This is a genomic window from Kitasatospora sp. NPDC097605 (genome assembly GCF_040302725.1).
In the GTDB taxonomy this organism is placed as follows: Bacteria; Actinomycetota; Actinomycetes; order Streptomycetales; family Streptomycetaceae; genus Kitasatospora.
The window spans coordinates 52,639-74,901 of record NZ_JBEOSF010000034.1 but is presented as its reverse complement, the minus strand read 5'-3'; the positions used below and the strand labels follow the sequence as shown (position 1 = coordinate 74,901).

The 22,263-nt window shown below is 74.2% G+C and carries 16 protein-coding genes and 1 tRNA gene; 14 read left to right on the top strand and 3 right to left on the bottom strand.

The genetic code is table 11. The features are described 5' to 3' along the window. Positions 1-100: 100 nt before the first annotated feature. Positions 101-1,570: a glycosyltransferase 87 family protein gene (locus tag ABTX81_RS29735; protein WP_350551839.1), complete on the top strand. Its 1,470-nt coding sequence runs from the start codon at positions 101-103 to the stop codon at positions 1,568-1,570. Positions 1,571-1,640: 70 nt separating this feature from the next. On the opposite strand, the gene ABTX81_RS29730 is transcribed toward ABTX81_RS29735, so the two are convergent. Beyond that, positions 1,641-3,407 carry a penicillin-binding transpeptidase domain-containing protein gene (locus tag ABTX81_RS29730; RefSeq protein WP_350551836.1) on the bottom strand — a complete coding sequence of 589 codons (1,767 nt, stop codon included), beginning with the start codon at positions 3,405-3,407 and terminating at the stop codon, positions 1,641-1,643. A 180-nt stretch (positions 3,408-3,587) separates the two neighbouring features. Then, positions 3,588-5,468 (bottom strand): dolichyl-phosphate-mannose--protein mannosyltransferase, encoded by a 1,881-nt coding sequence (locus ABTX81_RS29725; protein WP_350551833.1) that lies wholly within the window; start codon positions 5,466-5,468, stop codon positions 3,588-3,590. 106 nt (positions 5,469-5,574) lie between these two features. Here ABTX81_RS29725 and rsmI point away from each other — a divergent pair, with 106 nt between their 5' ends. The 7 genes from rsmI to ABTX81_RS29690 all read left to right on the top strand — a co-directional run bounded on the left by rsmI (position 5,575) and on the right by ABTX81_RS29690 (position 13,719). Then, positions 5,575-6,456 (top strand): 16S rRNA (cytidine(1402)-2'-O)-methyltransferase, encoded by an 882-nt coding sequence (gene rsmI / locus ABTX81_RS29720; RefSeq protein ID WP_350551830.1) that lies wholly within the window; start codon positions 5,575-5,577, stop codon positions 6,454-6,456. 279 nt (positions 6,457-6,735) lie between these two features. Then, the gene (locus ABTX81_RS29715) at positions 6,736-7,185 is read left to right on the top strand and encodes a hypothetical protein (RefSeq protein ID WP_350551827.1); all 450 of its coding nucleotides are present in this window, start codon (positions 6,736-6,738) and stop codon (positions 7,183-7,185) included. Positions 7,186-7,293: 108 nt separating this feature from the next. After that, the gene (metG, locus tag ABTX81_RS29710) at positions 7,294-8,913 is read left to right on the top strand and encodes a methionine--tRNA ligase (protein ID WP_350551824.1); all 1,620 of its coding nucleotides are present in this window, start codon (positions 7,294-7,296) and stop codon (positions 8,911-8,913) included. Positions 8,914-8,980: 67 nt separating this feature from the next. Beyond that, positions 8,981-9,859, top strand: coding sequence for a TatD family hydrolase (locus ABTX81_RS29705; RefSeq protein WP_350551822.1), 879 nt, complete (start codon positions 8,981-8,983; stop codon positions 9,857-9,859). 88 nt (positions 9,860-9,947) lie between these two features. Next, on the top strand, positions 9,948-10,817 hold the full coding sequence (rsmA, locus tag ABTX81_RS29700; protein ID WP_350551820.1) for a 16S rRNA (adenine(1518)-N(6)/adenine(1519)-N(6))-dimethyltransferase RsmA: 870 nt from the start codon (positions 9,948-9,950) through the stop codon (positions 10,815-10,817). A 10-nt stretch (positions 10,818-10,827) separates the two neighbouring features. Beyond that, positions 10,828-11,763 (top strand): 4-(cytidine 5'-diphospho)-2-C-methyl-D-erythritol kinase, encoded by a 936-nt coding sequence (locus ABTX81_RS29695; RefSeq protein ID WP_350551818.1) that lies wholly within the window; start codon positions 10,828-10,830, stop codon positions 11,761-11,763. A 114-nt stretch (positions 11,764-11,877) separates the two neighbouring features. Further along, positions 11,878-13,719, top strand: coding sequence for an ABC-F family ATP-binding cassette domain-containing protein (locus tag ABTX81_RS29690; protein ID WP_350551816.1), 1,842 nt, complete (start codon positions 11,878-11,880; stop codon positions 13,717-13,719). A 57-nt stretch (positions 13,720-13,776) separates the two neighbouring features. On the opposite strand, the gene ABTX81_RS29685 is transcribed toward ABTX81_RS29690, so the two are convergent. Beyond that, complete coding sequence (locus ABTX81_RS29685) at positions 13,777-15,657, bottom strand: FUSC family protein (RefSeq protein WP_350551814.1); 1,881 nt, start codon at positions 15,655-15,657, stop codon at positions 13,777-13,779. Between the two features lie 406 nt (positions 15,658-16,063). Between ABTX81_RS29685 and ABTX81_RS29680 the strand changes: the two genes are divergently transcribed. The 6 genes from ABTX81_RS29680 (at position 16,064) to ABTX81_RS29655 (ending at position 22,233) form a co-directional block, all read left to right on the top strand. Continuing rightward, positions 16,064-16,597 (top strand): DUF2563 family protein, encoded by a 534-nt coding sequence (locus tag ABTX81_RS29680; RefSeq protein WP_350551811.1) that lies wholly within the window; start codon positions 16,064-16,066, stop codon positions 16,595-16,597. 43 nt (positions 16,598-16,640) lie between these two features. Then, positions 16,641-18,323 carry a WXG100 family type VII secretion target gene (locus ABTX81_RS29675; RefSeq protein ID WP_350551809.1) on the top strand — a complete coding sequence of 561 codons (1,683 nt, stop codon included), beginning with the start codon at positions 16,641-16,643 and terminating at the stop codon, positions 18,321-18,323. Between the two features lie 167 nt (positions 18,324-18,490). Then, positions 18,491-19,795, top strand: coding sequence for a type VII secretion-associated serine protease mycosin (mycP, locus tag ABTX81_RS29670; protein WP_350551807.1), 1,305 nt, complete (start codon positions 18,491-18,493; stop codon positions 19,793-19,795). Positions 19,796-19,909: 114 nt separating this feature from the next. Next, positions 19,910-21,244, top strand: coding sequence for an MFS transporter (locus tag ABTX81_RS29665; protein ID WP_350551805.1), 1,335 nt, complete (start codon positions 19,910-19,912; stop codon positions 21,242-21,244). Between the two features lie 66 nt (positions 21,245-21,310). Beyond that, a tRNA-Thr gene (locus ABTX81_RS29660) sits at positions 21,311-21,383 on the top strand. Positions 21,384-21,564: 181 nt separating this feature from the next. Then, positions 21,565-22,233, top strand: a complete 669-nt coding sequence (locus ABTX81_RS29655; protein ID WP_350551803.1) for a LuxR C-terminal-related transcriptional regulator — start codon at positions 21,565-21,567, stop codon at positions 22,231-22,233. Positions 22,234-22,263 lie beyond the last annotated feature (30 nt).

Here is a 22,263-nt window from a genome sequence, read left to right as displayed (position 1 = left end):
GCCCGGGGGACCGCACCCCCGGGCGGCCCCGTCCGTTCCGGCGGACACTCGCTCCGCCGACATGGCGACAGCGCACCGCCCCCGGCCATAACCTTCCACCATGGTGAGCACCCGCACGCCCGGCCACTCCCGCCCGCGCGGCCGCTTCACCGGCCGGGGCGCGACCCCGACGACCTCCGCCCCGGGCGTTCCCGCGGCGCTTCCCTCCGCTGCTTCCCCCGCTGTCGCCCCCACCGCTCCCGCCACCGTTCCGGCCCCCCGGCGCGCCCGGCTGCGCGGCGGTCCGGCCCGTCGGCCGTTCCCCCGCCAGCGGAGCGGGAGCCGCCCGCCGCTCCCCGCCGACCGGCTGGACCCGGGCGGCCTCGCCGCGCACCGCGGCGTCCAGCTGCTCGGCTGTCTGGCCGCCGCCGGCTGGGCGGCCGGCTTCCCGCTGGTCTCCGACCTGCCCAACCAGCGCCTGTGGGGGACCCTCGCCGCCCCCGCCTATCTGCTCGCCGGGCTGCTCTGCGTGGTCCTGCCGCGCCGTCTCGCCGCCCGGGCCGGGGCGGCGGCCGCCCTGCTGGGCGCCGTACTGGTGCCGCTGGTGGCCCTGGTGCTGCAGGGCCGCCACCAGTCCGAGGTGATGGTGGTCGAGCGCTCCGCGCACCTGCTGTTCAGCACCGGCAGCCCCTACCTGCCGCATCCGGTGGTGGTCACCGACTACAACCCGTACCTGCCGGCGATGTCGCTGTTCGGGGTGCCGCGCGCCCTCCTCGGTGAGGGGAACACCTTCGCGCGGCTGGCCGGGGACGCCCGGATCTGGTTCGCGCTGGCCTTCGTCGCCTGCCTGCTGGCGAGCTGGCGGCTGCTGCGGCCCACCCGGGACCGCGCGCCGCTGCTGCCGCTGGCCGTGCTCACCGCCTCGCCGCTGGTCGCGCTGGCGCTGGTCGGCGGCGGGGTGGACCTGCCGCTGATCGGGCTCTGCTGCCTGGCCATGGCGCTGGCCGAACGCGACCGGACCGTCGCCGCCGGGCTGGTGCTGGCGCTGGCCGGGATCCTGAAGTGGACGGTCTGGCCGGCGCTGCCGGTGGCCGTGCTGCTGCTCTGGCGGCTCTACGGACGGCGCCCGGCCGCCCGGGCCGGGCTGACCGCGCTCGGCGCGGCGTCGGCCGTCCTGGTGCCGTACGCCCTGGCGCGGGCCGAGGAGCTGCGCGAGCAGGTGGTGCGCTTCCCGCTCGGACTGACCGCGATCCAGACGCCGGCCGGCAGCCCGCTGCCCGGCAAGGTGCTGGCCGGGTTCGGGCCCACCGGGCACATCGCCTCGCTGGTGCTGCTCACCGTCGGCGGGCTCGGGGTGACGGTCTGGCTGCTGGCCCGGCCGCCGGTCTCCGCGATCGCCGCCGCCGACCTGCTGGCCGCCGGGCTGGCGATCGCCTTCATGCTGGCGCCGGCCGGGCGGTTCGGCTATCTGGCGCTGCCGGCCGTGCTGGTGATCTGGCCCCGGCTGGCGGCCCGGCGGTGGAGCTCCCGCCCGCCCGTTCCGTCGGCCTGCCTGCTGGCACACGCGGAGCCCGCCCTGCCGAGACGGTAGGACGGGCTCCGGAGGCGAGCGGGCGACCCCGCCCCGAGCGGGATCCGGGTGAGCGGCGAGCAGCTGCCTCTCAGCGGTTGCCGGCGGTCTTGATGATCGAGGCGACGGCGGGGCCGGCGGCGTCCACGCCGTGGCCGCCGCCCTCGACCTCGGCGGCGACCGCGAGGTTGCCCCGGTAGGCGGTGAACCAGCTGTTGGTGGTGGCGATGCCGGTGGCCTCGGCGGAGCCGGTCTTGGCGCCCGCGTTGTCGGTGATCCCGGCCATCACGCCCTGGGCGGTGCCGCCGGTGGCGGTGGCGGCCATCATCTGGCGCAGCTTGCCGGCGACATCGGGGGTCATGTCGCGGGCGGCCTTCTGCTGCGGCAGCTCGGCGACCAGGACCGGCTGCTTGAAGGAGCCGCTCTGCACGGTGGCCGTGATCGAGGCGATGGCCAGCGGGTTCATCTGGACCTTGCCCTGGCCGATCGACTGCATGGCCTGCTCGTCCTTGTTGGTGCCGGCGTCCGGCACCACGGCGTCGAAGCTGGGCAGGCCGGTCTGCCAGTTCAGGCCGATGCCGTAGACGTCCTTGGCGGTGGTGGTCAGCGCGCCCGGCTTGAGGCTGGTCAGGCCCTGGTCGATGAAGGCGGTGTTGCAGGAGATCATGAAGTCCTGCTGGAGGGTGTTGTTCGGGTACGGGTCGGGGAACGAGTTCGGGATCTTCTTCGGGTTGCTGCTCAGGGTCGGGCAGGGCACCGGGGTGTCCGGGTTGATCCCGGCCTCCAGCAGGGCGGTGGAGGTGAGGATCTTCAGCGTGGAGCCCGGGGCGAGCTGGCCCTGGAAGGCCCGGTTCAGACCGGTCACCGGCGCGTTGGCGAAGGCCAGGACCTGGCCGGTGCTCGGCTCGATGGCGACGATCGAGCCCTTCTTGCCGCCCAGGTCGGTCATCGCCTTCTCGGCGGCGGCCTGCAGGTTGGCGTCGATGGTCAGCTTGAACGGCTTCGGGGGCTTGGGGTCGACGATGGTGAACAGGCGGTCGGGGACGCTGTTCTGGTCGGCCGGGTTGGTGATCACCACGCCGGTGCCGTTGTCACTCTGGTCCTTGTTCTGGTCCGCGAGCAGCTTGGCGACCTTGGCCTGCAGGGTGGGGATCAGCGGGGTGATCGAGGGGCTGTTCAGCGCCTTGTTGTTGCGGTCCACCACGTTGCCGGCCAGCGGGGGCAGCGGCTGGACGGAGATCGTCTCGCCCGCGGCCAGGTGCGGGTGGATCACCGAGGGGGCCCAGTGCACGGCCGGGGTGTCGTCGCTCATCTTCACGACGCCGAGGAAGCCGTTGTAGTCCCAGACCCGGTTGGTGCCCTCGAACTCGGCGCGGGCCTTGAAGCCCATCAGCGTCCCGGTCGGGGCGGCGGAGGCGGTGGCGGCCGCGGGGTCGGTGGTGGCGTCGCCCGGGGTGGCGGGGGTGGTGGCGGGGGCCGTGGTCTTGGCGGGGGAGGGGGTACCGGTCGCCGAGGCGAAGGCCGCCGGGGTGGCCGGGCCGGACGGGGCCAGGGTGAGCCCGCTCGGCTTCACCTGGTCCCGGAACGCGCTCAGCGCGGTGGTCGCGGCCGCCGCGTCGTCGGTCAGCGAGGCCGCCTTGGCGATGTCGCCGGCCGCCCAGGCCTCCAGGAACGCCTTGGCCCCGGCCGCGGCCTGCTCCGCGCTCGGCGGCTCGGCGACCACCGTGCGCTGCTTCTTGGCGGCCGGGGCGTCCTTGTCGTCCCCGCCGCCGACGAGGCTGTACGCCCCGTAGCCGCCGGCGGCGAGCATGGCGACGGCCACGCCGGTGATGATGCCGGTCTTCGCGCCATTGCGCATGGTGAGGTTCCCCCAAGGGTCAGGCGATCGGGCCGCAGCCGGAGGGTGGCCGGATGCGCGTTCGGAGCCCAGCCTAGGCAGCCGGGCTCCGTGCACCGACGAAGGGACCGGGTCTTGTGACGGTTCTGGTACGTGCCGCACACCACTCCGGTACGCTTCGCCGCCCCGTGGCGGCGGCCGTCAGATCCAGGTGTTGAACCACATCCGCCGGCGCCAGTCCTCCATCGGGATCGTCTCCCCGGTGTACAGGGGGTGGAAGAAGAGGAAGTTCCACATGATCAGCAGGACCACCAGGCCGCCCGCCGCGGCGCCGATGATCCGCCGGTCCCGGGAGGCCCCGGGGGGCCCGATGAGGGCGCCCACCAGCATGGTCACCGCGAGCACCAGGAACGGCACGAAGCAGACCGCGTAGAAGAGGAAGATGGTCCGCTGCTGGTAGGCGAACCACGGCAGGTAGCCGGCGGCCAGGCCGCAGAGCACCGCGCCGGCCCGCCAGTCGCGCCGGGCCGCCCACCGCCACAGGCAGTAGACCAGGGCGATCACCCCGGTCCACCAGAGCAGCGGGGTGCCGATGCCCAGCACCTCGCGGGCGCACTCGTTCACCGTGCAGCCGGCCGTCCCCTGCTTCGGGGACTCGTAGAAGAAGGACACCGGCCGGCCCAGCACCAGCCAGCTCCACGGATTCGACTGGTAGGTGTGCGGGTCGCTCAGGTGGGTGTGGAAGTCGTAGACCGTCGAGTGATAGTGCCAGAGCGCGCGCAGGCCCTCCGGGATCCACGGGTAGTCGGTGGAGCGGCCGACCGCCCAGTCACGGCCGTAGCCGCCCTGGTTCGGCACGGTGCTGCTGGCGAACCAGCCCCACCAGGAGGTGATGTAGACGACCACCGAGGTCACCACGATCGAGACGAAGGCGGGCACCGCGTCCCGGGCCAGCGTCCACAGGTAGGGGCGGTCGGCGCCGGCCAGCCGGCGCGAGCCGACGTCCCACAGCACGGTCAGCAGGCCGAAGGCGGCCGCCACGTACAGGCCGCTCCACTTGGTCGCGCAGGTCAGGCCGACGCAGACGCCGGCCGCGATCCGGTACGGGCGCCAGCCCAGGTTCATCCGGCGGGCGAACTCCGGGTCCGGCCCGCCGCCGCGCTCCTCCAGCCGGGCGGCGATCCGGGCCCTGGTGCGGTCGCGGTCCAGCAGCAGGCAGCCGAAGGCGGCGAGGATCCAGAACATCACCACCAGGTCCAGCAGCGCGGAGCGGCTCATCACGAAGTGCAGGCCGTCCACCGCGAGCAGCAGGCCCGCCACGCAGCCCAGCAGGGTCGAGCGGAAGAGCCGGCGGGCGATCCGGGCCACCATCAGCACCGAGAGGGTGCCGAGCAGGGCCACCGCGAAGCGCCAGCCGAAGGGGTTCATCCCGAACAGCTGGATGCCGGCGCCGATGATCCACTTGCCGACCGGCGGGTGCACCACGTACGAGGGGTTGGTCCGGTACGGGACCGGGTCGCCCGCCATGATCCGCTCGTTGGCGCCGTCCGGCCAGCTGATCTCGTAGCCGCCGTGCCAGAGCGCGTAGGCGTCCTTGGCGTAGTACGTCTCGTCGAAGATGATCGCGTTCGGCGAGCCGAGGTCGCTGAACCGCAGCACCCCGGCGAACAGCGCCACCGCGAGCGGGCCGAGCCAGCCGGACCAGCGGACCAGCCAGGACCAGAGCGGCTCCGGCAGGGCGAGGCCCAGCCGGAGCAGCAGCGGGGAGGGCGGCACCCGCTTCGGGGTGACGCCCGGGCCGTCCGGCATCGGCGGGACCAGGCGCTCGGCCAGGGTCGCGGCCGGCGCCGGCGTGTAGCCGAAGCGGGCCAGGCCGCGCAGCCAGGCGGGGCGCGGCGGCGCGGATATGGAGCCGTCGCCGCCGGGGTCCGCGGGCGCGTCGCCGGGGGCGCCGTGGCCGTCCGGGTCGCGGGGGCCGGGCAGGACGGGTGACGGCTGGTCCGTCAGGACCGGCACGCCGACGTCACCCCGCGCGGTGTGGTCTGTACCAGTGGGCGTCTGCGCCGCCGTGTCGCCGTTCATCCGCCACATCGTAGGGGCGCATCGTGACCCTGCGGCGGCTCCCTCCGAAGCTGCCCGAATCGTCACCAAAAGCGCCCGGCGGCCGGTTACTGGAAGGATGGGGTCCGTGACAGGAGTACTCGTACTGGCAGGCACCCCCATCGGCGACGTCGCGGACGCCCCGCCCCGGCTGCTCACCGAGCTGGCGGCGGCGGACGTCATCGCGGCGGAGGACACCCGGCGGCTGCGCCGGCTCACCCAGGCGCTCGGGGTGACCCCGGCCGGGCGGGTGGTCTCCTACTTCGAGGGCAACGAGGTCGGGCGCACCCCCGAGCTGGTCGAGGCGCTGCTCGGCGGTGCCCGGGTGCTGCTGGTGACCGACGCCGGGATGCCGTCCGTCTCCGACCCCGGCTACCGGCTGGTGGCCGCCGCGGTCGCCGCCGACGTCAAGGTGACCGCGGTGCCCGGGCCGTCCGCGGTGCTCACCGCGCTGGCGCTGTCCGGGCTGCCGGTCGACCGGTTCACCTTCGAGGGCTTCCTGCCGCGCAAGAGCGGCGACCGGGCCCGGCAGCTGGCCTCGATCGCCGCCGAGCCGCGCACCATGGTGTTCTTCGAGGCCCCGCACCGGATCGCCGAGGCGCTCGCCGCGATGGCGGAGGCGTTCGGCCCCGAGCGGCCCGCGGCGGTCTGCCGCGAGCTGACCAAGACCTACGAGGAGGTCAGGCGCGGGCCGATCGGCGAGCTGGCGGCCTGGGCGGCCGAGGGCGTCAAGGGCGAGATCACCGTGGTCGTGGCGGGCGCGCCGCCGGCCGCGCCGCAGGAGCTGACCCTGGCCGAGCTGGCCCGGCTGGTGGCCGTGCGGGAGGAGGCCGGCGAGCGCCGCAAGGAGGCGATCGCGGCGGTCGCGTCCGAACTTTCGGTGCCCAAGCGGGAGGTGTTCGACGCGGTCGTGGCGGCCAAGAACGCGGCCGCGTCCGCCCCCGGCAGGGCGGCCGGCGAACCGTCCTGAAGTGCCCGCGACAAGCCGCTGAGCTGCGGGTACGCACTGTTCGCCGACGATGTGCCGCAGCGCGCGCGGGCGCGTACCGTGGAGAGAAGGCCCCGGGTTAAACACCCGTCGAGCTGAAGCTTCGGTCGAGGTTCCCGGACAGGACCCACCCTTTCGTATAGGGATTCCCAACCTGCCTCCAAGTCTTCACAAGACGGGCATCGCCCGGGGTGTTCCGGGCATTTCCTGGGATGGAAAGACCCAGCCGGGCGAGCGCCCGGCGGGCGCTGGGAGACGGCTATGAGCGAGACGATCGGTAGCCCCCGCGGTGGCAACGCCCTGAGCGACCCCGGCCCGAGCGGCACCGGCCCGAGCGGCCGGACGCACACTCCCGCCGAGACCGTCCGGGAGGCCTACTCCTTCGCGTGCCTGAGCTGCGGGTACGGCTGGGAGCAGGCGTACGACATCGAGCACCACGTGGCCCGGGACGGGCACGTCGTCGTCGAGTACCACGCCAACGGAGTCCGGGTGCCGTCGCCGCTGCTGAAGCCGACCTGCCCGGGCTGTGGCGGTCACACCGTGCGGATCATGCGCGAGGGCCGGGTGGGCGCCGCCGACCAGTCCTGGCAGCACGCCCCCGGGTTCGCGGGGCACCCCGAGCCGGCCGGGGCGCCGGCGATGGCCCGGCCGGTTCCGGCCGCGCCCTCGGGCGGGCGCTGGGCGCGGTTCTGGGCCCGGCTGCGGGGCTGAGGGTTCCGCGGGCGGGCCGCGACGGCGGTCCGGCGGTCCGGGCACACCCCCGGGCCGCCGGACCTCGCGGTCGGGGGGCGGGCGCGGGCCCGACTAAGCTTGCGGACCATGGCCGCCACTGCAGAGCACAGCACCACCGGGGGCACCACCCCCGCGTACTACGTCACCACCCCGATCTACTACGTCAACGACCGCCCCCACCTCGGCCACGCGTACACCACCGTGGCGGGCGACGTGCTGACCCGCTGGCACCGCCAGCGCGGCGAGAAGGTGTGGTACCTGACCGGCACCGACGAGCACGGTCAGAAGATCCTGCGCACCGCCGAGGCCAACGGCGTCACGCCGCAGGAGTGGTGCGACAAGCTGGTCGAGGAGGCCTGGAAGCCACTCTGGCAGCACCTGGAGATCGCCAACGACGACTTCATCCGCACCACCCAGGAGCGGCACACCGCCCGGGTGCAGGAGTTCGTCCAGGACCTGTACGACAAGGGCGAGATCTACAAGGGCGGCTACTCCGGCCCCTACTGCGTCGGCTGCGAGGAGTACAAGCTCCCCGCCGAGCTGCTCGACGGCGCCACCGCGGACGAGAAGCTCTGCCCGATCCACAAGAAGCCGGTCGAGTGGCTGGAGGAGGAGAACTACTTCTTCCGCCTCTCCGCGTACGGCCCGAAGCTGCTGGAGTTCTACGCCGAGAACCCCGGCTTCATCGCCCCGGAGTCGGCCCGCAACGAGGTGCTGCGCTTCGTCGAGCAGGGCCTGCAGGACCTCTCCATCTCCCGCTCCACCTTCAACTGGGGCGTCCCGCTGCCCTGGGACGAGAAGCACGTCCTCTACGTGTGGGTGGACGCGCTGCAGAACTACCTCACCGCGGCCGGCTACGGCGCCGACCCGGAGCGGTTCGCCGAGCTGTGGCCGGCCTCGGTGCACCTCGTCGGCAAGGACATCCTGCGCTTCCACGCGGTGATCTGGCCCGCGATGCTGATGGCGGCGGGCCTGCCGCTGCCGAAGCGGGTCGTCGCCAACGGCTGGCTGATGGTCGGCGGCGAGAAGATGTCCAAGTCCAACCTGACCGGCATCGCCCCCACCGACCTGACCTCGCACTTCGGCGTGGACGCGTACCGCTACTACTTCCTGCGGGCGATCCCGTTCGGCACCGACGGCTCGTTCTCCTGGGAGGACTTCACCGCCCGGTACACCTCGGAGCTGGCCAACGACTTCGGCAACCTCGCCTCCCGGGTGGCGGCCATGGTCGGCAAGTACTTCGACGGCGTGCTGCCGGCCGAGGCGGCGCCGGGCGAGGCCGAGCGGGCCGTCGCGCAGGGCCTGGCGGCGGCGGTCGCGACCGCCGACCGGAAGATCGGCGAGGAGCTGGACTTCGCCGGCGGGCTTGCGGCGGTCTTCGACTTCGTCAAGCAGGTCAACGGCTACCTCACCGAGCAGGAGCCGTGGAAGGTCGCCAAGGACGACTCGGCCGAGGGCCGGGCCCGGCTGGCCACCATCCTCTACACCGCGGCCGAGTCGCTGCGGGGCACCGCCGTGCTGCTCAACCCGGTGATGCCGGCCACCGCCGAGAAGCTCTGGGCCTCGCTGGGCGCGGCCGAGAGCCTGGGCGCGCTCGCCGCGCAGACCGTCGCCGAGGCCGCGCGGTGGGGCCGGCTGCCCGCCGGTGCCACCGTGACCAAGGGCGAGATCCTCTTCCCCCGCCTTGAGGAGAAGCCGGCCTCCTGAGGCCGGCGAGCGACGACCGTACGCCGGAGAGCCCGGAGAGCCCGGAGAGCCCGGAGAGGGACGACTGATGCCGAAGAAGGACGACGACCGGTCCACCCCGCCGCCGCTGCCCGCCCCGCTGGCGGTGGCGGTCGCCGACTCGCACACCCATCTGGACATGCAGTCCGGCAGCCCCGAGGAGGGCCTGGCCAAGGCCGCCTCGGTCGGGGTGACCGCCGTCGTCCAGGTCGGCTGCGACGTGCCGGGCTCGCGCTGGGCCGCCGATCTGGCGGCCCGGTTCGAGCAGGTGCACGCCGCCGTCGCCCTGCACCCCAACGAGGCGCCGCGGATCTTCCTCGGCGACCCCGACGGGTGGTCCGGGCAGCGGCGCGAGCCGGGCGGGCAGGCCGCGCTGGACGCGGCGCTGGCCGAGATCGACGCGCTCGCGGCGCTGCCGCAGGTCCGCGCGGTCGGCGAGACCGGCCTCGACTACTTCCGCACCGGCCCGGAGGGCGTGGAGATCCAGAAGGAGTCGTTCCGCCGCCACATCGCGATGGCCAAGCGGCACGGCAAGGCGCTGGTGATCCACGACCGGGACGCCCACGAGGACGTCATCGCCGTCCTGCTGGAGGAGGGCGCCCCCGAGCGGACCGTCTTCCACTGCTACTCCGGCGACGCCGGGATGGCCAAGGTCTGCGCCGAGCACGGCTGGTACCTCTCCTTCGCCGGCCCGGTCACCTTCAAGGCCAACCAGCCGCTGCGCGACGCCCTGGCCGTCACCCCGCTGGACCGGGTGCTGGTCGAGACCGACGCCCCCTTCCTCACCCCGCACCCCTACCGCGGCCGCCCCAACGCCCCGTACCTCATCCCGGTCACGGTGCGCTCGATGGCCGACACCCTGGGCCTGCCCGAGGACGAGCTGGCCACCGCCATCGCGGAGAACACGGCGCGGGCGTTCGGGTACTGAGCCGCCGGCCCGGGCGGGCACCGGGCCGGTCGGGCACCGGGCCGGTCGGGCGTCGGCCCCGCCGGCCGCGCGCCCGTATCCTTGGCGGGTGAGCACCACCGACCCCACCTCTGACACCCATCTGCTGGGCGCCGCGGACATCCGGGCGCTGGCGGACGCGTTCGGCGTGAAGCCGACCAAGCAGCGCGGGCAGAACTTCGTCATCGACGGCAACACCGTGCGGCGGATCGTCCGGGCCGCGGAGGTGACCGATCAGGACGCGGTGGTCGAGGTCGGGCCCGGCCTCGGGTCGCTGACGCTCGCGCTGCTGGAGACCGCCCGGCACGTCACCGCCGTGGAGATCGACCCGGTGCTGGCGCGCCACCTGCCGGACACCGTCGCCGCCCGGATGCCGGCCAAGGCCGACGCGTTCGACCTGGTGTTCAGCGACGCCATGCTGGTCACCGAGCTGCCCGGGCCGGCGCCGACCGCGCTGGTCGCCAACCTGCCGTACAACGTGGCCGTGCCGGTGCTGCTGCACATGCTCGCCACCTTCCCCAGCATCGAGCGCACCCTGGTCATGGTGCAGAGCGAGGTCGCCGACCGGCTCGCCGCCAAGCCCGGCAACAAGGTCTACGGCGTCCCCTCGGTCAAGGCCAACTGGTACGCCGACGTGAAGCGGGCCGGGGCGATCGGCCGCAACGTCTTCTGGCCCGCCCCCAACGTCGACTCCGGGCTGGTCTCGCTGATCCGCCGCGAGCCGCCGAGGACCACCGCGAGCCGCGAGGAGGTGTTCGCGGTCGTCGACGCCGCGTTCGCCCAGCGCCGCAAGACCCTGCGGGCCGCGCTGGCCGGCTGGGCCGGCTCCGCCGCCGGGGCCGAGCAGGCGCTCGCCGCCGCCGGGATCGACCACAAGCTGCGCGGTGAGATGCTCACCGTCGAGCAGTTCGCCGCCATCGCCGAGCACAAGCCGGAGTAAGGGTCTTCCAGTGAGCGTCACGGTCCGCGTACCCGCCAAGGTCAACGTCCAGCTCGGGGTCGGCGGACTGCGCGCCGACGGCTTCCACGACCTGGCCAACGTCTTCTTCGCGGTCGCCCTCGGCGACGAGGTGACGGCCGCGGCGGGCGAGCCCGGCACGGGCGTCACCCTCAGCTGCACCGGACCGGACGCCGACGCCGTCCCGCTGGACGACAGCAACCTCGCGGCCCGCGCCGCCCGGCTGCTCGCCGCCCGCCACGGCCTCGCCGGGCCCGACGTCCGGCTGCACATCGCCAAGGCCATCCCGGTGGCCGGCGGGATGGCCGGCGGCAGCGCCGACGGCGCGGCGGCGCTGGTCGCCTGCGACGCCCTGTGGGGGCTCGGCACGCCGTCCGACGTGCTGCTGGAGCTGGCCGCCGAACTCGGCTCGGACGTGCCGTTCGCCCTGGTCGGCGGCGTCGCCCTGGGCCGCGGCCGGGGCGAGATCCTGGAGCCGCTGCCGGTCACCGGCGGCTTCCACTGGGTCTTCGCGGTCGCCGACGGCGGGCTCTCCACCCCCGCCGTCTTCCGCGAGTGCGACCGCCTGCGCGAGGAGGCCGGCACCGGCTCCAGCGACACCGAGGTCCCCACCCCCGACGCCGACCCCGCGCTGCTCGCCGCCCTCGCCGACGGCGACCCCGTCGCCCTGGCGGCCGCCCTGGCCAACGACCTCCAGCCGGCCGCCCTGTCGCTGCGCCCGGCCCTCGCCGACACCCTCCGGGCCGGCACCGAGGCCGGCGCGCTCGGGGCCCTGGTCTCCGGCTCCGGGCCGACCTGCGCCTTCCTGGCCAAGGACGCGGACGCCGCCGAGGCCGTCGCCGCCGCGCTGCGCGCCTCCGGCAGCTGCCGGGCCGCGCACGCCACCCACGGGCCGGTGCCCGGGGCGGCCGTGGTCGTCGAGGCGTAAGCGGGTGCGGCGGCCGGTCGGCGCAACGCGCGGGGACCTCGGGCGGGCCCACTAGGCTGGGAGACTCCGGGTTCCTCCCGAACCCGGACCGTCGAACCCAGGAGCGCAGCACACGTGGCCGTCAACCTCGCCACCATCGAGTCCGTCACGAAGGTCTACGGCACCCGGGCCCTTCTGGACGGGGTCAGCCTCGGCGTCAGCGAGGGCGACCGGATCGGTGTCGTCGGACGCAACGGCGACGGCAAGACCACCCTGATCCGGATGCTCGCCAAGCTGGAGGAGCCCGACGGCGGCCGGATCACCTGGTCCGGCGGCCTCCAGCTGGCCGTCCTCACCCAGCACGACTCGCTGGACCCGACGGCCACCATCCGGCACGAGGTCATCGCCGACCGCGCCGACCACGAGTGGCTCGGCGACGCCCGCATCCGCGACATCGTCGAGGGCCTCTTCGGCGGCCTCGACCTGCCCGGGTTCCCCGACGGCCTGGACACCGTCATCGGCCCGCTCTCCGGCGGCGAGCGCCGCCGGATCGCGCTCGCCAAGCTGCTGCTGGGCTCGCCGGACCTCATCGTCCTCGACGAGCCCACCAACCACCTCGACGTCGAGGGCATCGCCTGGCTCGCCCGGCACCTCCAGAACCGCCGCTCCGGACTGGTCTGCGTCACCCACGACCGCTGGTTCCTCGACCAGGTCTGCACCCGGATGTGGGACGTCCAGCACGGCGCCGTCCACGAGTACGAGGGCGGCTACTCCGACTACGTCTTCGCGCGCGCCGAGCGCTCCCGGATCGAGGCCGTCGAGGAGCAGAAGCGCCAGAACCTCGCCCGCAAGGAGCTCGCCTGGCTGCGCCGCGGCGCCCCCGCCCGCACCTCCAAGCCCCGCTACCGCATCGAGGCCGCCAACGCGCTGATCGCCGACGTCCCCGAGCCGCGCGACAAGAGCGAGCTGATGAAGTTCGCCAACGCGCGCCTCGGGCGGACGGTCTTCGACCTGGAGGGCGTGACGGTCAAGGCCGGTCCCAAGCTGCTGCTGGAGAACCTCACCTGGCAGCTCGGCCCCGGCGACCGGATCGGCCTGCTCGGCGTCAACGGCGCCGGCAAGACCTCGCTGCTGCGCGCGATGCGCGACGCCTACGCCTCGGAGGGCGATGTCCAGCCCACGTCCGGCGTCATCAAGGCCGGCAAGACGGTGCGGCTGGCGTACCTCTCCCAGGAGGTCGCCGAGCTGGACCCGGCCACCCGGGTGCTCCAGGCCGTCGAGCAGGTCCGCTCCCGGGTCGACCTCGGCAAGGGCCGGGAGATGAGCGCCGGCCAGCTCTGCGAGCAGTTCGGCTTCGGCAAGGACAAGCAGTGGACGCCGGTCGGCGACCTGTCCGGCGGCGAGCGGCGCCGGCTCCAGCTGCTGCGGCTGCTGATGGACGAGCCCAATGTGCTGTTCCTCGACGAGCCCACCAACGACCTCGACATCGAGACGCTCAACCAGCTGGAGGACCTCCTCGACGGCTGGCCCGGCTCGATGGTCGTCATCAGCCACGACCGCTTCTTCATCGAGCGCACCACGGACGTGACGTACGCGCTGCTCGGCGACCGGCGGATGCGGATGCTGCCGAACGGCGTCGACGAGTACCTGGAGCGGCGCACCGCGATGGCCGCCGCCGCGGCCGCCGCCGCTTCGGCCGCGGTCGCCGGTTCCGGTGCCTCCGCCCAGGCGGCCGGCGCGGAGGCCGGGGCGCCCGCGCTGTCCGGCGGGGACCTGCGGGCGGCCAAGAAGGAGATGCAGAAGCTGGAGCGGCAGATCGCCAAGCTGGACGAGAAGGAGTCCAAGCTGCACGCCCAGCTCGCCGAGCACGCCGCCGACTTCTCCAAGGTCGCCGAGCTGGACGGGCAGCTGCGGGCCGTCCGGGACGAGAAGGAGGAGCTGGAGATGAGCTGGCTGGAGCTGGCCGAGCAGGTCTGAGGCCGGTCCGTCCGTTCGCTCAGGGGCCGCCGGTTCGCTCAGGGGCCGTCCGTTCGCTCAGGGGCCGCCGGTGAGCAGGGCGTCCAGCTCGTCCGCCGCACGGCCCAGCGCACTGCGCGCCGGGTCGTGCGGGCGGGTCGGACGCGCCGCCGCCCGGGTCGGCGGACGGTGCGCGCGGGCCGAGGCCGTCAGCTCGTCGAGCGCCCGGCCGACCCGCTCCACCTCCACCGGATCCGGCACCCGCCCGCCGTACCGGCGCTGCGCCGCGAACGCCGCCACCGCACCGCTCAGCCGCTCCAGGGCGGCGGTGGCCGGCAGCCACTCGGCGGCGAGCCGGCCGGTCGGGGGCGGCTCGGCGAGCCCCTGCTCCACCTCGGCGCGGGCGTCGGCCAGCGCCCGGTAGGCGGTGCGGCGCAGCCACACCTCGGCCTCGGGGCGCGGATCGTCCCGCTGCGCGACCGAGCGCAGGTAGGCCTTGAGCGCCGTCGTCGCGGTCACCAGCCGCGGCTCGATCCGGTGCCGCGGTCGCTCGGGCCAGAGCAGGTAGCCGAACAGCAGCACGACCGCGCTGGCCAGCGTGGTGTCCAGGACCCGCGGCCAGGTCTCGGCCGCCCCGTCCTGCCCGCCCAGTTGCAGCAGGACCAGCGCCATCGGCGTCATCACCACGGTGTTCAGCCCGTAGTGCGCCGCCGTCGCGTACGGCAGCAGGGCGACGCAGAGCGCGGCGATCGCCACCAGCGCGCACGGGTCGACGGCCAGGGCCAGCACCGCCGCCGTCACCGCCACCCCCAGCACCGTGCCGACCGCACGGCTCACCGCGCGCAGGAACACCGAACCGAGGTCAGGCTTCAGCACGAAGGCGATCGTCATCGGCACCCAGTAGCCCTTGCTCAGCGGCAGGGCGGCCGTCACCGCCGCGCCGACCGCGATGCACAGCGCGAGCCGCGCCCCGTACCGGGCCGCGCCGGGCGACGCCAGCCGCACCCGCAGCCGCCACGGGTCCGGCGGCGGGAGCGGCGCCGTCCCGAGCTCCGTCGCCCGGCCCGCCACCGTCCCGGCGGCCGCGCGCAGCGCCGCGTCCAGGGCCTGCCGGGACGGCGTGTCCGGCGCCCAGTCGGGTACCGCCACCTCGCCGCCGCCGCGCTCCACCGCCCGGGCCAGCAGGCCGGGGACGGCGGCGACCCCGGGCGGCACCGGCCGCCGGGCCCAGAGCAGGCCGGTGGCGGCCTCGGTCGCGGCCAGCGCGGCCCGGTACATCTCGTTGCCGGTCGGCGGGAGCACGTCCTGGAGCCGGTTCAGACGGGCGGTCAGCACTTGACGGGAGGCCGCGCCGCGCGGTGTCCCGAGATCGGCGAGCATCCGGCCGAGCGCGTCGTACGCGGCGGCGAGCGCCCGGGTGGCGGGGTCGGCGCCGGGCGTCCGGCGGCCGGGCAGCGGCAGGCCGAGCAGCAGGACCAGCACGGCGCCCGCCGGCACCATCGCGGCCGCCGCCCACCACGGGTGCGGCAGCGGCATGCCGCTGCCGAGCGCGGCGGAGACGAGCAGCAGCAGTCCCGCCGCGGAGCCGCGCGGCCCGGTCGCGCTCAGCGCCCCGGAGACGAACGCCGTCACGGTGAGCGCCGCACCCAGGGCGAGCGCGTCGGCCCGCGCGTGCTGGAGGCAGGCGCCCACCAGCATCCCCAGCGTCGAGGCGGAGACGGCGGTGACGATCCGTCGGGCCCGCAGCCGCGCCGGCTCGACCCGGTCGTTCATGGTGGCGTGCATCGCGCCGAGCCCGGCGAACACCCCCAGGTCCACCCGGTGCGCCAGCACCCCGGCGGCCAGCGCCACCGCCATGCCGAGCGCGGCCCGCACCATCGGCGCGACCGGCGCCACCGGCCGCGCCGGACGTACGGCCCGCGCCCACCAGGGCGCCTCTACGGCGGGATTGCGGCTCACGTGGACCGTCCGATCCGCGGCGGGGCCGCCGGGCCCGGCGGCGGGGCGGGGCGCAGGCGGCCGAAGTCGCTGCTGTGCGACGTTGCGCGGCAGATGAGGTCGCGTCCGGAAGCACCGGACCCGGCCAGTCTACGGCGTCCACGGGACGGGGGCGCACGTGTCAAGTTCGTACCGATCGCGTACAGGCGGGCCATAGGCCCTGCCGGTCCGACGGAGGCGGTGGCTACGATGAACGAGGCGCCGTCCGTCCCGAGGGGTGGACGGTCCGGCCGGGCGGGACGACCCGGGGCCCACACCCCGAATCCGTCCGGTCGGTTCGAACAGGCTGTAGGACCGAGTAGTTGACGGTGCGTCGCGGTGCGGCGACCTGCGGGTCGCGCCGTGCACGGGGGAGAGGTGGATTGCTGTGGCAGGCGAGGCTGGACCGGGTGGCGCGGGCTGGGCGGAAGGCCCCAACGGCGAGGTGAAGCCGTGGACGCTCGACAACAGTTGGGTCGGTCGTGTGGTCGGCCAGGTCCAGGTCGACGTCAGTGCCACCGCGCTGGTGGCGGCGTTCGGCTCCCAGGACGTCAAGATCGAGCTCGACACGCTGACCACGTTCAAGAAGAAGGTCGACGCGCTCCTGGCCTCGCTGGAGGGCTCGGAGGCGGCGCAGCACAAGATCAAGGAACAGAAGCTGACCGCCGGCAACCTCGGCACCGGCTTCCACGAGTCCACGGACCTGATGGCCGCGTACGACCGGACCCATGCGGCGATCTCGCAGCTCTCGAAGGCGTTCGCGGACCAGATCGACAAGATGAGCCAGGCGGTCGCGCAGACGGCGGGCAGCTACGGCAGCAACGAGGAGCACCAGACGACGGCGGTCAACGCGGTCGCGAAGAACGTGGACGGCGGGTCCGGCGGGCCCAACGGACCTGCGGCGAAGAGTGGTGACTACTGATGGCGCGCGGGTACGCGGGATCGACCGGAACGGGGGGTAACTGATGGCAGGCGGAACGAACTTCGAGGGCATTAACCATCCGCAGCTCAAGTCGATGGTCGCCGGTAGCGATCCGGCCAAGGTGACCAGCCGCGGCAACCAGCTCAAGGACGCCGGGCGTGTACTGGACGACCTCAGCCGCGCGCTGGCCGCCCACGTCGGCCAGATCCAGTGGGAGGGGCCGGCCGCCGAGAACTTCAAGAAGTGGGCCGGCGACCTGAACAAGTCGGCCGCCATGATCAGCGAGTACTCCAAGGGGGCCGGCGACGCCATGGTCCAGGCCGGTGAGGCCCTGGGCGGCGCGAAGACCGGCGTGCCGGAGGTGCCCACCAAGGACGTCGACATGGTGAAGCGGCACGCCGCGCAGCCGTGCCTCAAGCCTTCGCCGGTGAGCATCGCCGGATTCGGCAACCCGACGGCGATGACCGACGCGATCATGAAGAAGGAGGACCCGACCTGGGTCTCCTACGCGGAGGCCGCGGCGGCGCAGAAGCGGGTGGACACCGCGCACCAGGAAGCCATCCACCAGATGGAGAAGCTGGGGCAGGCGTACGAGGCGGCGACCGCGAAGCTGAACGGGCTCAAGCTGCCCGAGCTGCCGGGCGCCCCTGGTGACGGACCGAAGGCGGTCGACGGTGGATCAGAGGTGCCGGTGGGATCCGGTGGTGGTTCCGTTGGCGGGACCTACCGGCCGACCGGCCGGGGCGGATACGTCGTCGGATCAGACACCCGGACCGGTGGCGGCGGTTACGTCATCAGCGGCGGCTCCGTGACGCCGCGTCCGCCGGTGCCGGTGCCCGACGGGCCGAAGGCTCCGGGGCACAGCACGCCGATCCCGCCGCGTGGTGGTTCGGTGCCGCTGCCGAGCGACCCGAACACGCCGGGGGCGGTGACTCCGCCGTCCACGTTCCCCACGGACCGCCCCAGCACCGGGCTGGACAGCCTGCCGACGGTGCCGACCCTGCCCGGGCAGACCGGTCCGGTGGGTCCGAACGGTGGCGGCCCCGTGTCGCCGTACCCCCAGGGCGGCGGCCCCGGGCACCCGGGCCTTCCGGGCGGGGGACCCGGCCCCTTTCCCGGCGGCGGGCCGATTTCGATGGGCGGTACCGGGCCGTTCACCGGTGGAACCGTGCCGCTGAAGGGTGGCGGCCCCGGCTCCGTTCCCCCGAACCGGGCCAGCACCTTCGGCGGCGGGAACCTGCCGGCGAAGAGCGGCGGTCCGGGGGCGACCAACGGTGGGACCGTCTTCGGCGCGCGTGAGGCGGCCCAGGGGCGGGCGGCCGGTGGGCCCGGCGGCGGGGGCGGCTTCGGCGGTCCGGCCGGCGGGATGCACCCGGGTGGCGGCGGCCACGGCGGTGGCGCGGTCGGTGGTTCGCGCGGGCGGGGCTACAGCGCGACCGGCGGCGGTGTGGTCGGCGGTGTGGTCGGTGGCGCCAAGGGCTCGTCGGCCGGCGGGGAGTTCACCCCGGGCGGCAGCGGTCTGCGCAACCGGGCGGCCGCGGGCGGGGCGGCGGCCGCCGAGGGCGCGGCGCGTCCGGGCCAGAACGGCATGATGGGCCCAGGCATGATGGGCGGCTCGGGGGAGCGGCGCGAGCGTGAGCGCCGCCAGCGGGCCGACTACCTGCACGAGGACGAGGAGACCTGGACCAGCGGTACTCCGAAGAGCAACCCGGGCGTGATTGAGTAGTCCGGAACGACTGCCCGGCCACTGGGCCCACGCCCGGTGGCCGGGCAGTCCTGCGCGGGGTGGCGACCGTGCCCGACGGGGAAAGTGACGAGGGAGCAGTGATGCGGCGAACGGACGTACGTGTGCGTGGGCGGGGGTTCGCCGCAGCGCTGTTGGCGGCAGGAATCGTGACCGGGCCGGCCGTCGGACCGGCGGCCGCGGTGGATTCGATCCGAGACCAGCAGTGGCACCTGGACACCATGAAGGCGCCCGAGATCTGGCAGACCAGCAAGGGCCGGGGAATCACCGTGGCGGTGATCGACGGCGGCTTTCGGCTCGACCACCCGGACCTGGCGGGTCAGTTGTTGCCAGGGAAGGACATGAGCGGGCTGTCCGGTGGCGTCAGTGTCGACAAGAGTGGTCACGGCACGGGAATCGCCGGTCTCATCGCGGGGTCCGGGAAGGGATTGGGCGGGAAGGGCGCGTATGGCCTGGCCCCCGACGCCAAGATTCTTCCGATCAAGATAAACATCAATGACGACCCGGCACAGCCGATCGATGCGTCCGGCTACCTCAAGCAGGTGAGCCAGGGGATCACGTTTGCGGCAGATCAGGGTGCCAAGGTCATCAACGTCTCGTCGGTCGCCGGTTCCTCCGGGGTCTCCGCCGGAGACATCGCCGAACTCGAGAAGTCCGTCAAGTACGCCAATGGGAAGGGCGCACTGGTCGTCGCGGGTGCCGGAAACAGCGGGCAGGAGGGGAATCCCGTCCTGTACCCCGCCGCCCTCCCGAGCATCATCGCGGTGGCGGCGGCCGACCGGGCCGGAACGGCCACCGAAGAGTCCGAGCACGGTCCACAGATCGACATCGCCGCCCCCGGGGTGGACATCTTCACGTCGTGTACCGCGGAGTCCGGCTACTGCAAGAAGCACGGCACTTCCGACGCGACCGCCCTTGTCTCCGCCTCGGCGGCGCTTCTCTGGTCGGTTCATCCCGATTGGGCTCCGAACCAGATCGCCAGGGTGCTGATCAATACGGCTGGAAAGCCCAAGGACGGTTCGAGTCGTACCGACTTCATCGGGTACGGAATCGTCCGTCCGCGCATCGCGCTGACCACGCCGGGCGATCCGGGGCCGGCCGATGTCAGCCCCCTGGCGGAACCGGTGGGCAGCGCAACGCCGTCGGCACCTGCTGAATCGCCGAGCCCGGTGTTGCCGTCAGCGGCTCCCGCAGCTCCCACCTCCTCCGAACCCGCCTCCGCTGCTGCCGCGCCGGTGACGGAGCCGGGGGCGGGGGAGAAAGCGGAAGAGGCAGGAAACGGGCTGGTTGTTGGAGTGGCAGTGGGGGTGGGGGTGCTGGTGGTGGCCGCGGTGGTCGTGGTGGTCGCGCGGCGGCGGGCCGCGAGGCCGCAGCAGGCGGTGGCGGGCGCTGTGCCGCCTCCGCCGGCGTACGAGCCGCCGCCTCCGCCGAGCGACAACCCGTACGCGAGGTAGTCCGCCCGGTCCCGGCGTGGGGGCGCTGGTGGGGGGCGTGGGGGTGGGGTGGGGCGCGGGTGTCACTCGGGTGGGTGCTGTCGGGGGTGGGGTGGGGTCGCCAGGGTTGGGGGTATGGGTGCGACGGGGCAGATGCGGCGGGCCGCTGCGGCGGCGTTGATCGGTACGGCGATCGAGTTCTACGACTTCTTCATCTACGGGACGGCGGCGGCGCTCGTCTTCGGTGAGGTGTTCTTTCCCGAACTGGGCACGGTGGGGTCGCTGTTGGCGGCGTTCTCGGTGTACGCGGTGGCGTTCCTGGCGCGGCCGCTGGGGGCGGTGGTGTTCGGGCACTTCGGGGACCGGCTGGGGCGGAAGACGACGCTGGTGGTGTCGCTGCTGCTGATGGGGCTGTCGACGGCGGCGGTGGGGGTGCTGCCGGGGTTCGGAGCGTGGGGGTGGTGGGCGCCGGTGGTGCTGGTGGTGCTGCGGGTCTGCCAGGGGGTGGGGCTGGGCGGGGAGTGGGGCGGTGCGGCGCTGCTGGTGGCGGAGAACGCGCCGGCCGGGCGGCGGGGGCGGTACGGGGCGTATCTGCAGTTGGGGCCGACGACCGGGTTCGTGCTGGCCAACGGGGTGTTCCTGGCGCTGCAACTCGGGCTGGACGAAGGGGCGTTCAGGTCCTGGGGCTGGCGGGTGCCGTTCCTGGCGTCGTTGGCGCTGGTGGCGGTGGGGCTGTTCGTGCGGCTGCGGTTGGAGGAGACGCCGCTGTTCCGGGGCGAGGCGCGGACCGGGGCCGAGCGGGCGCCGGTGGTGGAGGTGCTGCGCGGGCACTGGCGGACGGTGCTGGTGGGCTGCGGGGCGATCACGGTGGGGTACGCGCTGTTCTACCTGACCACCACCTACGCGTTGGCGTACGCGACGACCGGGCTCGGGGTGCCGAGCACGGTGGTGCTGTCGATGCTGCTGGCCGGCGCGGCGGGCAAGGCGGTGACGGTGTGGCTGAGCGCGCGCCGCAGTGACGGGTGGGGGCGGCGGCGGACGCTGCAGGGGGCGACCGGGCTGGCGCTGGTGTGGGGGCTGGTGCTGTTCCCGCTGCTGGAGACCGAGCGGCGGGAGCTGATGTTCGTGGCGCTGGCGGGGGCGATGGTGGTGCTGGGCGGCCTGCTGGGGCCGCTGGCGGCGTTCCTGCCGGAGCTGTTCCCGACCCGGGTGCGGTACACGGGGGCGGCGCTGACGTACAACCTGGGCGGGGTGGTGGGCGGTGCGACGACGCCGCTGATCGCGACCCGGCTGACCGAGGCGTACGGGACGGCGGAGCCGGTCGGCTGGTACCTGGCGGTGTGGGGGGTGGTGGCGCTGATCTGCCTGCGGATGCTGCCGGAGACCAGCGGAACGGACCTGGCGACGGCCGGAACACCGCTCGGCCGGACCCCCGTGACCGATTTCCCAATCGGCCCCCCGGCCGTGTAATGTCTTCCTTGTTCGAGCGAGCGGGCGGAGCAGAAAGCGAAGCCGGGGAGCACGGACAGGGAACAGGCCCCTATAGCTCAGTCGGTAGAGCGTCTCCATGGTAAGGAGAAGGTCTGCGGTTCGATTCCGCATGGGGGCTCGGTCGGGACCTCCGCCTACGGGCGGGGGTCCTTTTCGTTGTGCCCGCACGGCCGGGTGGTGAGACGGTCCGCTGAGACGGTCTGGCAGGTCGGGTACGGAATGCGCTCTGATGGTGCGTCATCGGCCGCGTTCCCCAGCCGGGCGGGGCTGTGGGCGGGACGCCGACCTGGAGGGGTCTCATGGGTGTTCGCCTCGTCGTGGTGGACGACCACCGGCTGTTGGCGGAGGCGCTGGCCACCGCGCTCCAGCTGCGCGGTCACCGGGTGCTCGCGGTGGGGTCGCCGGCCGCGTCGGCGGCCGAGCTGGTGGCGGGCCGGCGGCCGGAGGTGTGCCTGCTGGGGGTGGCCGCGCCGGGCGAGCCGGGGGCGTTCGACGGTCTGCGGCGGATCCGCCGGGAGCGGCCCGAGGTGGCCGTGATCGTGCTCGGCCCGGTCGGCGAACTGCGGGGCGTGGCGGGGGCGTTCGCGTCGGGTGCGGCCGGGTACGTGCCGAGCGACGAGCGGATCGAGGTGGTCGAGCGGGCGATCGCGCGGGCCCGGGCCGGGGAGGCCGCGGTCGCGGTGGAGGTGCTGCGCGGCGCGTTCGACCAGCTGCTGAGACCGGCCGCCGAGCCGGACGACGAGGCGCTGCGGCTGCTGCGGCTGCTGACCCGGCGGGAGGTCCAGGTGCTGGCCCGGATCGCGGACGGCGAGGACACCGCGGCGATCGCGGCGGGCATGCGGATCGCGGCGAGCACGGCCCGGACGCACGTCCAGCGGGTGCTGATGAAGCTCGGCGCGCGGACCCGGCTGGAGGCGGCGGCGGTCGCGGCACGCACCGGACTGCTGGAGCGGATGGCGCGCGGCTGACGGACGGGCGACGGACGGGCGGCCGGTGGT